The sequence below is a fragment of the Saccharospirillum sp. genome (assembly GCF_039982735.1).
Classification (GTDB): Bacteria; Pseudomonadota; Gammaproteobacteria; order Pseudomonadales; family Natronospirillaceae; genus Saccharospirillum.
Map to the genome: position 1 here is coordinate 389,313 of NZ_JBDWXV010000011.1, position 13,076 is coordinate 402,388.

Annotated in this window: 10 protein-coding genes; 5 read left to right on the top strand and 5 right to left on the bottom strand. The window is 58.6% G+C overall.

Annotation, left to right across the window (positions count from 1 at the left end; genetic code table 11):
• Nucleotides 1-4 precede the first annotated feature (4 nt).
• From ABJT94_RS10045 to ABJT94_RS10065, 5 genes are all read right to left on the bottom strand, one after another.
• Nucleotides 5-955 (bottom strand): GGDEF domain-containing protein, encoded by a 951-nt coding sequence (locus ABJT94_RS10045; RefSeq protein WP_348475470.1) that lies wholly within the window; start codon nucleotides 953-955, stop codon nucleotides 5-7.
• Between the two features lie 202 nt (nucleotides 956-1,157).
• Nucleotides 1,158-1,967 carry a YciK family oxidoreductase gene (locus ABJT94_RS10050; protein ID WP_348475469.1) on the bottom strand — a complete coding sequence of 270 codons (810 nt, stop codon included), beginning with the start codon at nucleotides 1,965-1,967 and terminating at the stop codon, nucleotides 1,158-1,160.
• Entirely contained in the window at nucleotides 1,964-2,632 is a 669-nt protein-coding gene (locus tag ABJT94_RS10055; RefSeq protein ID WP_348475468.1) for an HAD-IA family hydrolase, read from the bottom strand. Before ABJT94_RS10055 ends, ABJT94_RS10050 begins: the two co-directional genes overlap by 4 nt.
• Nucleotides 2,629-3,339 carry a bifunctional 2-polyprenyl-6-hydroxyphenol methylase/3-demethylubiquinol 3-O-methyltransferase UbiG gene (gene ubiG, locus ABJT94_RS10060; protein WP_348475467.1) on the bottom strand — a complete coding sequence of 237 codons (711 nt, stop codon included), beginning with the start codon at nucleotides 3,337-3,339 and terminating at the stop codon, nucleotides 2,629-2,631. Before ubiG ends, ABJT94_RS10055 begins: the two co-directional genes overlap by 4 nt.
• A 110-nt stretch (nucleotides 3,340-3,449) precedes the next feature.
• Nucleotides 3,450-4,769 carry a TRZ/ATZ family hydrolase gene (locus ABJT94_RS10065; RefSeq protein WP_348475466.1) on the bottom strand — a complete coding sequence of 440 codons (1,320 nt, stop codon included), beginning with the start codon at nucleotides 4,767-4,769 and terminating at the stop codon, nucleotides 3,450-3,452.
• 332 nt (nucleotides 4,770-5,101) lie between these two features.
• Between ABJT94_RS10065 and gyrA the strand changes: the two genes are divergently transcribed.
• The 5 genes from gyrA (at nucleotide 5,102) to cmk (ending at nucleotide 13,041) form a co-directional block, all read left to right on the top strand.
• Entirely contained in the window at nucleotides 5,102-7,768 is a 2,667-nt protein-coding gene (gyrA, locus tag ABJT94_RS10070) for a DNA gyrase subunit A (protein ID WP_348475465.1), read from the top strand.
• A gap of 56 nt (nucleotides 7,769-7,824) precedes the next feature.
• Complete coding sequence (gene serC, locus ABJT94_RS10075) at nucleotides 7,825-8,907, top strand: 3-phosphoserine/phosphohydroxythreonine transaminase (protein WP_348475464.1); 1,083 nt, start codon at nucleotides 7,825-7,827, stop codon at nucleotides 8,905-8,907.
• Nucleotides 8,900-10,021 carry a prephenate dehydratase gene (pheA, locus tag ABJT94_RS10080; protein WP_348475463.1) on the top strand — a complete coding sequence of 374 codons (1,122 nt, stop codon included), beginning with the start codon at nucleotides 8,900-8,902 and terminating at the stop codon, nucleotides 10,019-10,021. Before serC ends, pheA begins: the two co-directional genes overlap by 8 nt.
• Before the next feature lie 111 nt (nucleotides 10,022-10,132).
• Nucleotides 10,133-12,349 carry a 3-phosphoshikimate 1-carboxyvinyltransferase gene (gene aroA / locus ABJT94_RS10085; RefSeq protein ID WP_348475462.1) on the top strand — a complete coding sequence of 739 codons (2,217 nt, stop codon included), beginning with the start codon at nucleotides 10,133-10,135 and terminating at the stop codon, nucleotides 12,347-12,349.
• A gap of 2 nt (nucleotides 12,350-12,351) precedes the next feature.
• On the top strand, nucleotides 12,352-13,041 hold the full coding sequence (cmk, locus tag ABJT94_RS10090; RefSeq protein WP_348475461.1) for a (d)CMP kinase: 690 nt from the start codon (nucleotides 12,352-12,354) through the stop codon (nucleotides 13,039-13,041).
• Nucleotides 13,042-13,076: the final 35 nt, after the last annotated feature.

The window sequence follows — 13,076 nt, forward strand, 5'->3', positions numbered from 1 at the left end:
CAGCTTAGACCCACTCTCCCTCATGGTTACGGACGTGGCTGGCGACTACCCGGTTACGGCCGGCAGCCTTGGCCTGATACAGAGCCTTGTCGGCCCGGGTGACCAGCTCGGGCCAGTCGTTCTCGTTCTCATAATGGGCCAGGCCAACACTGACCGTGATGGGCTTTTTCGGATCTGGCGAGCGGCACACGGTCTGAATCGTTTGCCGGATGCGTTCAGCGACCTGACGTGCCAGCGGCAGGTTGGAATTCGACAGCAGCACCAGAAACTCTTCTCCCCCAAACCGAAAACAGGCATCGCAGGCGCGAACGCAGTCTTCCAGTGCCCGGGCGACGTTGCGCAGCACGTCATCGCCGGCCAGGTGACCATAGCGGTCGTTCAGCTGTTTGAAGTGGTCAATGTCGATCATCAGCACGCTCATGTCTTGCTGCAGGCGGCGGCTGCGGTCGATCTCCCGGTTCAGGGTGATGGCCATGGCGCCGCGATTGCTGAGCCCGGTCAGCGGGTCGATCATGGCGGTGGCTATGGCCTTGCGGTGCGTGAGGCTGTTGCGCAATGGGTAGATCAGGGTGTCCATGATCGATTCAAGCAAGGTCAGGTCCTGTTCGGCCAGGCGCAGCCGGTGCGTAAAGGTTATCTCGCCATACTGCTCGTCATTCAGGCTGAGCTGATAGTTGCAGCGGTGTCGACCCGGTGTGCCCATATGCAGGGACAGACCGGCATCGCCATTGAGGTAGTCGCAACCGGTCAGCGGAATCAGGTGCTGAACTTCGGTGAAGAAGGTACGCAGCAACTGCTCGGTATCCAGTGAGGTTTGCAGGTGCATCATTAAATGCAGCCGGAAATCCTTGAGTTGGTCCGCGGTTGGCGTATCGACCGCTGATAAACCGGCTTTTGTCGATTTCACGGTCTTGCGTTCTTGCCAGGTTGGCGTTTGGCTGAAGCTGCTGGGCATGATGTCGTTGCCGATTACAGGAGTTAACGCTTGCTAAGCGATTAGTGTGCCAAGTTTAAAAGTCATTATAAAACAAGGGCTTGCGGCGAGTGGCGTCAGTGCGTTGGCGGATCGGACAAGAGTTGCCGCTATTTGGATTAGCGGCAGTGGCGGGATTTTGTCGCGTCCGTCATGCCCCGCCATGGCAGACGCGTAGTCTTAGCTATTGGGTCAGAAAATCCCTGGCGTCCCATGATATTCCGTTGAAGGGTTGGCTGTTCGGGCTGAGCAAGTAGCGGTACAGCGGCATGTGCACCTCGGGTGATGGCACGGTTTGGGGGTCTTCGCCGGGGTAAGCCTTGGCACGCATGCCGGTGCGAGTACCGCCGGGGTTGATGCAGTGCACTCGAACGCGGGAGGTGTTCTGCAGTTCATCCGCCAGGGTTTGCATCAGCCCTTCGGTAGCAAATTTGGAGACGGCGTAGGCACCCCAATAGGCCCGGCCTTCACGACCCACACTCGAGGTGGTGAAGATAATGCGGCCATTCGGGCCTGCTTCGAGCAGTGGCAGCAGTGCCTGCGTCATATGGAAGGCACTGTTGAGATTAACGTTCATCACCGAGCTCCAGACCTTTGGCGGGTACTGAGCGATGGACATTTTATCGCCGAGCAACGAGGCGTTGAGTACCAGGCCATCGAGCCGGCCGTAGGTTTGCTCGATGCCGTGGGCCAGTTCCTGAGCCGACTCGGTGGTCAGTTCATTCAGGTCGAGCGGCAGGATGATCGGTTCGGTCTGGGTCGTGGCTTCAATCTGATCGTACACCGCTTCGAGTTTTTCCTGGGTGCGGCCAATCAGCACCACCTGGGCACCGGCGCTGGCAAAATCCAGGGCGGCGGCCTTGCCAATGCCGTCACCGGCCCCGGTGACAACAATCACCTGGCCGGCCAGGGCATCGCTGTTTTGGGCCTGGTGCAGGAGGTCCAAAGTGAGGTCGGTGCGGGAAAGCTGTGTGCCGGGTTCCGGTTGTGTCATGTCTGTGTCAGCCATTGGGTTGCTGTGTGTTTCAGTTCAAGCGGGGTGTGTACCAAACCGTGAGCACCCCAGCGATCGGGTTGATCTTCTTCATGCAGATAGCCAAAGGTGCAGGCCAGGGTGTGCATTCGGGCCGCCTGACCAGCCTGAACATCGCGCTCGTGATCACCGGCGTAAAGGCAGTGCTCCGGTGCCAGTCCGAGCTGGTCGCTAGCGGCCCAGAGCATGGCCGGGTCGGGCTTGATGGTGGGCAGGTCGCCCTGGCACACCAGGGCCGGTGGTTCCAGTTCGAGCAGCTCCGTCAGCACTTTCTCGGTATGGGGTCTCGGTTTATTGGTCACGATGCCCCAGGGAATGCCGTCGCGGTTGAGCTCCAGCAGCCAGTCGCGGATGCCCGGGTACCAGCTGTTCAGGGTAACCGGTGTGTCCAGAAACAGGGCCAGGAAGTCGGCCCGCCGCTGGTGAAACCGGGGGTGCTCGGGGGTCATCTGATGAATCTCACGGATCGCGGCCCGGGCACCGGCGGAAGCGAAGTGCTCGCGGTGTTCGGTCAGCCGTGGTAACCCGACCTGATCCGCATAGGCATCCATGGCGGCCATGAAGGCCGGTGCGGAATCGAGCAGGGTGCCGTCGAGATCAAACAGCAGGCCTTTGCGTGCCGTCATGAGGCTTCCGCTTTACGGCAGGCCATCAGGTAATTGACGGACACATCGGTGTTCAGGCTGAAGCGGTTGCTGAGCGGGTTGTAATGAATGCCGCGCAGATCGAGCGCCTTCAATTCGTGCTGTTCAGCCCAGCGCTTCAATTCCGAGGGGCGAATCAGTTTCTTGTAGTCGTGGGTGCCCTTGGGCAGCAGCCGCAGCACGTATTCGGCACCGACTATCGCCATCAACCAGGCTTTGGGGTTGCGGTTGATGGTCGAGAAAAATGCATAACCACCCGGCTTGAGTAGGCGTTGAATGGCCGCCATGATCGAGGTCGGGTCGGGCACGTGTTCCAGCATTTCCATGCAGGTGATGGCGTCGAACTGACCCGGAGCTTCCTCGGCCAGGGCTTCGGCGGTCATTTGCCGGTAGTCTATGCCTTCGAGTCCGCTGTCGAGTGCGTGCAAGCGCGCGACTTTTAAGGGTGCATCGGTCATGTCGATGCCGGTAACCCGGGCGCCTCGGTGAGCCAGCGCTTCAGTCAAAATGCCACCACCGCAGCCGATGTCGAGTACGTTTTTGCCGGCGATGTTCAGGTGTTCATCGATGTAGCCGGCGCGTACCGGGTTCATGGCGTGCAGTGGCTTGAATTCGGAGTCCGGATCCCACCAGCGACTGGCCAGGGCTTCGAATTTGGCGATTTCAGACGGGTCAACGTTGTGCGTCACGGTGTTTCCTGCATCAGGTTTCTGGAGCCATCCGGCGGGATGATCACGAGTGTCGCGTCCGTGCCGCTGTACCCGGAGGAGTGCAGCACGGGGCGAAGCCGCTGGCTAGTTTATTTGCCGGCAGCGATGCGGTCACGCCACTGACGAGCGTTGGCCATGATAGCGTCCTTGTCGAGCGTCGTCAGCTCACGATCGTTCAGCAGGCGCTTGCCACTCACCCATACGTTGGTGACCTGGTCGCGACTGGAGGCATACACAATGTGTGACACCGGGTCGTAAATGGGCTGGCTTTCCAGATCATCGAGACGAATGGCAGTGATGTCAGCTTCTTTGCCAACTTCCAGGCTGCCGATGTCCTGATCCCAGCCCATGGCTTTGGCGCCGTTCAGGGTGGCCATGGCCAGCGCTTCATAGGCGGGCAGGGCGGTGGCGCTCTGGCTGACGGCCTTGGCCAGAATGGCGGCAGTGCGCATTTCGCTCATCATGTCGAGGTCGTTGTTACTGGCCGCGCCGTCGGTGCCCAGCGCTACGTTCACGCCGCGTTTCTGCAACGCATCGACCGGGCAGAAACCGCTGGCGAGCTTCAGGTTGGATTCGGGGCAGTGAATGATGTGCGCGCCGGTCTCAGCGATGTCGTTAATGTCGTCTTCATTCAGGGCGGTCATGTGAACGGCCTGGAACTGGTCGGTCAGCAGGCCGAGCTCGCGCAGCCGACGTACCGGGCGGTTGCCGCGTTTTTCGATTTCACCGTCGACTTCGGTCTGGGTCTCGTGCACGTGCATCTGGATCATCAGCTGGTGTTCTTTGGCCAGATCACGAATGCGGGTCAGAGGTTCATCCGAGCAGGTGTAGGGTGCATGCGGGCCGAACATCATTTTGACCAGTTTGCTGTCTTTGTATTTGGCAACCAGCTCCATGCCCAGATCAATGTGTTCATCGGGAGTTTTGGCCCAGTTGGTCGGGAAGTCGATGACCGAAAACGAGAACTGGGCTCGTACGCCAGCCTTTTCGACGCGCTGGGCGGCTGAATCCGGAAAGAAGTAGTTGTCGGCAAAGGTGGTGGTGCCGGAGCGAATCATCTCGGCGATGGCCAGTTCGGTGCCGTCACCCACGAAATCTTCACCCACCCAGGCCCCTTCGGCTGGCCAGATGTGATCGTTGAGCCAGGTCATCAGCTCCAGGTCGTCGCCCAGGCCGCGAAACAGCGACATAGCGGCGTGGCCATGGGCATTGATAAAGCCGGGTATCAGCGCCTGTTCACCCAGGTCCAGCGTGTCGGCGGCCTGGTATTGGGCGTTGGCGTCTGCAGTGGGGAGTATGGCAGCGATCTTGCCGTCTTTGACCGCCAGGCTGTGATCGACCAGAACGTCGCGGGCCGGGTTGACGGGAATGATCCAGCGGGCGTGGATAAGAGTGTCGACTGTTTGCATGAAGGTCTGCCTGTTTAGCGAAGTTCGATGTGTTTTCGACTCGGGTGATCCGGTGGCCTGTGTCGTTGCGAGCTACTGGTACCGACCGGGACCTGTCTGATGAGTCAGATTAATGCGGCATTCTAGTGGCTTGGGCGTTCGATCACCAGTGGGCTGCTGGAAGGTGGTCAGAATTCGAGCCTGCACAGCGGCTGGCAACCAGTCTCTCTGCCCGGCGGATGGCTATCTATCTCATTGATTTGTGGTATGATTTCGCCCTGTTTTACGCCGCTCAGGCACCGGCTTCAGGCCGCAGCAGAGCGACTGACTGAACATAAAGGATACGGTACCGCATGGGTGAGCTAGCCAAAGAAATCCTCAACGTTAATATCGAAGAGGAACTGAAACAGTCTTACCTCGACTACGCGATGAGCGTGATTGTCGGGCGGGCATTGCCCGATGTACGCGATGGCCTGAAACCAGTGCACCGCCGCGTGCTCTTTGCCATGAGCGTGTTGGGTAATGACTGGAACAAACCCTACAAAAAATCCGCCCGTGTGGTCGGTGACGTTATTGGTAAGTATCACCCCCACGGTGACTCTGCTGTCTACGACACCATCGTGCGGATGGCGCAGGACTTTGCCATGCGCTATACCCTGGTCGATGGCCAGGGTAACTTTGGCTCGGTCGACGGTGACTCGGCCGCCGCCATGCGTTACACAGAAATCCGTATGGAGCGGCTGGCGCATGATTTGCTGGCCGACCTGGAAAAAGAAACCGTCGACTTCGTCGAAAACTACGACGGCACCGAGCTGATCCCTGAAGTCCTGCCGACCCGCGTGCCGAACCTGCTGATCAACGGCTCATCGGGCATTGCGGTGGGTATGGCGACGAACATCCCGCCCCACAACATCAGTGAAGTCATCGCTGGTTGCCTGGCACTGATGGAAAACCCGGATCTGACGGTCGATGACCTGATGGAGCACATCACCGGGCCAGATTTCCCGACCGGCGCCATCATTAACGGTCGCAAGGGCATCGTTGAAGCCTACCGCACCGGTCGAGGGCGCATTTATATTCGGGCTCGCGCTGAAGTCGTTGTTGACCCGAAAACCAGCCGCGAAAGCATCATCGTTCATGAAATTCCCTATCAGGTGAACAAGGCCCGGCTGATCGAGAAGATTGCCGACCTGGTAAAAGAGAAGAAGATTGAAGGCATTTCTGAACTGCGTGACGAGTCCGATAAAGACGGCTTGCGCATCGCCATCGATCTGAAGCGCGGCGAGTCCGGCGATGTGGTTCTGAACAACCTTTACGCCCAGACCCAGCTGGAAACCGTATTCGGCATCAATACCGTGGCGCTGGTCGATGGCCAGCCGCGCATTCTGAACCTGAAAGAGCTGCTGGAAGCCTTTATCCGTCACCGCCGTGAAGTGGTGACGCGCCGGACCATTTTCGAACTGCGAAAAGCCCGGCAACGCGGCCATATTCTGGAAGGTCTGGCGATTGCGCTGGCCAACATTGACCGGATGATCGAGTTGATTCGCGGTTCTGCCACCGGTGCGGAAGCCAAAGAACGGATGCTCTCGCAAAGCTGGGAGCTGGGTGAAGTTTCGGCCATGCTGGAGCGTGCCGGCTCCGATATTTCCCGCCCTGAGGACCTTGACGAGCAATTCGGTGTGCACGATAACCGCTACCATTTGTCGCCCGAACAGGCTCAGCAAATTCTCGACATGCGTCTGCAGAAGCTGACCGGTCTGGAACACGAGAAGCTGATTGGCGAGTACAAGCAGATTATCGACACCATTGGCGAACTGCTGCGCATTCTCGACAGCTATGAGCGCCTGATGGAAGTCATACACGAAGAATTGCTGGAAGTGAAAGCCCAGTACGGTGACGAGCGGAAATCCGAAATCATCGCCAGCCGTCTCGACCTGTCGATGGAAGATCTGATCACAGAAGAAGACATGGTGGTTACCATTTCCCACGGCGGTTACGCCAAGACGCAGCCGTTGACTGACTACGAAGCACAGCGTCGTGGCGGTAAGGGCCGTTCGGCGTCTGCCCTGAAAGACGACGACTTTATTGAGCACTTGCTGGTCGCCAACACCCACGACACCGTGTTGTGTTTCAGCAACCGAGGTAAGGTGTATTGGCTGCGTGTCTTTGAGATTCCGCAAGCCAGTCGAAACGCTCGCGGTCGACCGATGGTGAATTTATTGCCGCTGGAGCCTGATGAGCGAGTGACGGCTATTCTGCCTATTCGTAATTACGATGCCGATCACTTCATCTTTATGGCCACTGCCAGTGGTACCGTTAAAAAGACGACACTGGATGCGTTCTCGCGGCCGCGCTCAGCCGGTTTGATCGCTTTGTCTCTGGACGAGGGTGACCGCCTGGTCGGAGTCGCACTGACCGATGGCAAGAAAGAAGTGATGCTGTTGTCCGACGCGGGCAAGGTGGTCCGTTTCAGTGAAGATCATGTTCGTGCGATGGGCCGCACCGCGCGCGGCGTACGCGGCATTCGTTTGGGTGCTGGCCAGTCTGTTATTTCACTCATCATTCCACAAGCAGGTGGCACCATCATCACGGCTTCTGAGCGTGGTTATGGCAAGCGCACAGACATCAGCGAATTCCCGACCAAGGGCCGCGGTACCCAGGGTGTGATAGCCATGGTTACCAGCGAGCGCAATGGGGCGCTGGTGGGCGCTAAGCAGGTCTTTGATGGCGATGAAGTCATGTTGATCAGCGACCAGGGCACGCTGGTGCGCACCTCAGTTGAGGGCATTTCCGTACTCAGCCGTAACACCCAGGGTGTTACTCTGATTCGCCTGGCCGATGACGAGCACCTGGTCAGTATCGAACGCATTGAAGAGCCTGCTGAAGACGAGTCGGTTCTCGACGTCGCCGAGACGCCGGATTCAGAGATCGTTGCCGCCTCACCGGGCGAGCCGGATGGCAATGACCCGGACGATGCAGGTGACGTTGCGGACGATACGGATACCGAAGATCCGCAATAATAGTGAGTAACGCCGTCGGTTAGACGGCATGATTAATCAGACCAGGAACGCGAGCGATGACCCGGGGATACAATTTTTGTTCTGGGCCTGCGATGTTGCCCGATGCCGTGATGCAGCGGGCGCAACAGGAATTGATGGAGTGGCAGGGCACCGGCATGTCGGTGATGGAGTTGTCGCACCGGTCTGACGAGTTTGTCGGTGTACTGACTTCGGCTGAATCCCGGTTGCGGCGCTTGCTGGGCGTTTCCGACGACTTTGCCGTGCTCTTTGTGCAGGGCGGTGCCACCTTGCAATTTTCCTGTGTGCCCATGAACCTGATGGGGCGTGGTGGCGCAGCCGAGTTTCTTGATACCGGGACCTGGTCGGTCAAGGCCATCAAAGAAGCCGCCCGTTACGGTGACGCCCGGGTGCTGGCATCGACAAAAACCGAAAACTATCTTCGGGCCGTGCGCGCCGATGAATTCACTGCAAGCCGCGATGCTGCCTATTTGCATTACACCCCCAATGAGACCATTGGCGGTGTCGAGTTCGATTACGTTCCGGACTCGGGTTCTGTGCCGCTGGTCGCGGACATGTCGTCCTGCATTTTGTCGAAAACCATCGATGTTAACGACTTCGATCTGATTTACGCTGGCGCCCAGAAGAACATTGGCCCGGCCGGTCTGACACTGGTGATAGTGCGCCGTTCTCTATTGGGCAAGGCGTTGCCGGGTACCCCCTCATTGCTCGACTATCAGGCTCAGGCCGAGAACGGGTCGATGGTTAATACACCGCCGACCTTTGCCATCTATCTGTCGAATCTGGTGTTCGAATGGCTCGAGAGTCAGGGCGGAGTCGAGGCATTTGAGCGATTGAATGCCGAAAAATCCGGTTTGCTGTATCGGGTCATTGATGACAGCGGTTTCTATTCCAATCCGATTTCGACCCCGCACCGTTCGCGCATGAATGTGCCCTTTATACTGTCGGATGAGCGATTGAACGATACCTTCCTGGCTGGCGCTCAGGAAGCTGGGCTTTACAATTTGCAAGGCCACCGCAGTGTGGGTGGCATGCGCGCCAGCATCTACAACGCTATGCCGCTGGCGGGCGTTGAAGCGCTGGTCTCTTACATGAAGGAGTTCGAGCAACGTCATGGCTGAGCAACGTCCCCCCAAAGCTGATGAAATCGATTCGCTCGATCTGGCGCAGTTGCGCGAGGTCATTGACCGTCTCGATCTGGAAATTCTGGAGCGGATTTCTGCCCGGGCGCATTGCGCTTTAAAAGTTGCCGATGTGAAACTCAAGGCCGATCCGGACAATGCCGTTTTTTATCGCCCCGAGCGTGAAGCCCAGGTGCTGACCCGGGTGATGGAACGCAACCAGGGCCCGCTGGGTAATGAAGACATGGCGCGCTTGTTTCGCGAAATTATGTCGGCGTGCCTGGCGCTTGAGAAGCCGCTTGAAGTGGCCTACCTCGGACCGGAAGGCACCTTCACCCAGCAAGCAACGCTGAAGCACTTTGGCCAGTGGGTGCAATCCAAACCCATGCCCGCCATCGATGAGGTTTTCCGTGAAGTTGAAGCCGGCGCCTGCAAGTATGGCGTGGTACCGGTCGAAAACTCGACGGAAGGTGTGGTGAACCACACCCTGGATACGTTCATCAACTCAAATCTGAAAATCTGCGGTGAAGTCGAGCTGCGCATTCATCATCATCTGATGGTTGGGCCCAATACCCAGCGCGGTAAAATTTCACGCATTTACAGCCATCAGCAATCACTTGCGCAGTGCCGCAAGTGGCTCGATGCCCACATGCCGATGGCCGAGCGCATCGCCGTTAATAGCAATGCTGAGGCAGCGCGTCGGGTTCATGGCGAGTGGAACTCAGCGGCCATTGCCGGTGAAATGGCGGCCAGTCTTTACGACCTGGACATCATTGAGCAAAAGATTGAAGACTCGCCCGACAACTCGACCCGGTTCCTGATTATTGGCACCGAAGAGGTGGGCACCTCCGGTGAAGATAAAACGTCCATCGTAGTCTCGATGCGTAATGAGCCGGGTGCACTCTACCATTTGCTGCGGCCCTTCAATGACCACAACGTAGATATGACCCGGCTGGAAACCCGGCCATCGCCCTCGGGCAATTGGACCTACGTGTTCTTTATCGATTTTTCCGGCCACCTTGGCAGCGAGAACGTTAAGCGGGCGCTGGCTGAGATTCGTGAAAAGGCGGTTGAAGTCAAGGTGCTCGGGTCATACCCCAAGGCGGTTTTATAATTCACTGGCAGTGTTTGAACGTCGGGCTGGGGTTCGCGTGTTGGTCGCTCTGCAGGGAAATAGAGGAGACACTATGAGCTGTACAGGTGGTCTGTGGCTGAGGGTGGCGCCATGACGACGCCTGCAGCGAAGCCCCGGGTACTGATTGTTGGCCTGGGGATGATTGGCGCATCCTTTGCCAAAGCCCTCTGTCTGTCGCAAGCGGCGACGGTGATTGGGCTGGATGCCCAGCCGGGCGTCGCCGACAAAGCCAGGGCCATGGGCATTGTGGATGAGGCCGTCTCCTTTCCCGATTTGAATACCACCTTTGATGCCGTGATTCTCGCCGTGCCGGTGCTGGCCATGGGGCCTGTGCTGACCCAACTGAAACCCTGGCTCAGTGCCGATACCGTCATTTCTGATGTGGGTAGCGTAAAGGGGGCTGTGGTAGATGCCGCCCGCGACGCGCTGGGAGTGCTGCCTGCAGGCTTCGTGCCGGGCCACCCCATTGCCGGGGCTGAACGTTCAGGTCTGGCCGCTGCCAAATCCGATCTGTTTGACCATCACCTGCTGATACTGACACCCCTGCCAACCTCGTCCGCAGAGGCGGTCCAGTTACTGACCCGTCTCTGGCAGTCTGTGGGTGCGGATGTGGTGACCATGTCGGTGTCGCGTCACGATGAAGTGCTGGCCGCTACCAGTCACCTGCCGCATCTGCTCGCCTTTTCGCTGGTCGATACGCTGGCCCGGGAATCCGAAAACCGGGAGATATTCCGGTATGCCGCCGGTGGCTTTAGGGACTTCACCCGCATTGCCGCTTCGGATCCCACTATGTGGCACGACGTGTTCCTGTCAAACCGCGAGGCGACGCTCAACATCCTGCGTCGATTCCAATCCGATCTGAACGTCCTGGCTGACGCCATCGAGCACCGGGAGGGCGCAACGCTCAAGTCCGTGTTCGGTCGTGCCAAGTCTGCCCGGGACTATTTCACTGAAATTCTCAGCAGCCGTCAGCGTCATACCGACGACATTCGCAAGAATCTGATCGCGGCGCCGGTTCGCGCGGGCCTGGCCGGAGCGGTGGCCGTGCCCGGTGATCGCTCCATTTCCCATCGTGCTGTTATTCTGGCTGCCCTGGCTGAAGGCCAGAGTGAGCTCCGGGGCTTTGGCAACGGCCACGATAACCGCACCACGCTGGAAGCCCTGCGTAAGCTGGGCGTTTGCATCGAGGCAGACGATGCCGGTTGTGTGCAGGTGACCGGTGTGGGTCGCCGGGGGCTAAAGGCAGCGGACAGCCCTTTGTATATGGGGAATTCTGCCACCTCGATGCGACTGATGGCGGGTGTGCTCAGTGCCCAGTCGTTTAGCAGCGAGCTGATTGGTGACGCCTCGCTGAGCCAGCGGCCGATGGATCGAATTCAACAGCCTTTGCAGTCGATGGGCGCTCGCATCGACCTGTCGCCACGAAAGACAGCGCCCATCGTTATTCATCCTGCCGAAGCCCTGAAACCGCTCGACTATAAACTGCCGATGGCCAGTGCTCAGGTAAAAACGGCGTTGCTGTTTGCCGGGCTGTGTTCCGGTGTTTCGATGCGTTTACAGGAAGCAGGCCCCAGCCGGAACCATACCGAAGTGTTATTGGCCCGACTGGGGTGTCCGGTTCACGCTGAGGCGGGGGTCATTGAACTGGCATCTACCCCCCAGTGGGCTGGCTTCCAGTGCGACGTACCCGGTGATTTTTCCCTTGCCGCCGTGCATCTGGCGGCGGCCAGCCTGGTTCCCGGTTCCGAGGTCACCTTGTCCGGGGTTGGTGTCAACCCGAGTCGTGTCGGGCTGCTTAACGTGATGGGGCGTATGGGCGCCCGCATTGAATTGACCAACAATCGTGACCTTGGGGGTGAGCCTGTGGCGGATCTTCAGGTAAACTACGCGCCGCTCGTCGCGACTGAAGGGGCGGCAGACGTCTCCGGGCTATTGATCGATGAGTACCCGCTGCTCTTCGTTCTGGCGACTCAGGCAGAGGGGGTCTCCCGGTTCAGCGGCGTTCGTGAATTGCGATACAAAGAGACTGACCGGCTGAAAACCATGGTGGAAGGACTGACCACTCTGGGCGCCGACATAGAATTGAAAGGAGATGCCGTCATAATCCGGGGTCGGAACGATCGACCTCTGGACGGCGGTATTGTTGATTGCGGCGGTGACCACAGAGTGGCACTTGCCTACGTGGTCGCTGCGCAGACGGCGTTGCGACCCGTCATTATTCGAAATTCAGGGCGCGTATTAGGCGCCTATCCGGATTTTGCCGAGCATGCACTGGCACTTGGCTATTCGGTGACCGTAGAGGATTGATTATGTTATCCAAAGCTCCCGTTATCACCCTGGATGGGCCTGGTGGCGTTGGAAAGGGCACCGTCAGCGGTCTGCTGGCCAAACACCTCGGCTGGCACTACCTCGACTCCGGTGCCCTGTATCGTCTGGCCGCCCTGGCGGCAATGAATCATGGCGTTGATTTTGATAATGAATCCGCCCTGGCCGTGATTGCCGAACACCTGGACATTCGTTTTCAGCAGGAAGACGGTGCCGCCGTCACAATTTTATTGGAAGGTGACGATGTTACCCGGCAAATTCGGACTGAAGAAGTCGGCTCGAACGCTTCACGTGTGGCCGCCTTCTCCCGGGTCAGAGACGCGCTACTGCGCCGCCAGCGCGCCTTTCGGATCGAACCTGGGCTGATCGCCGATGGTCGAGATATGGGCACGGTAGTCTTTACCGATGCACCGCTCAAGATATTCCTCACTGCCACCAGCGACGAACGGGCCCGTCGCCGGGTGCTGCAATTGGAGCAGGGCGGAAACGTTGTTGAGTACGATCAGGTGCTGCAAGACATTAACGAGCGGGACGAACGCGATCGCAATCGCACAGTCGCCCCACTGAAGCCAGCTGAAGGCGCGCTGGTTATCGACACGACAGAACTGAGCATCGAGGCGGTTCTCGAACGCGTTCTGCAGCAAGCAGCAGACCGCGGTCTGGTGAGTCGTTGAGCCCGCTGAATCGGCTTATCAACGAGAATTTACAG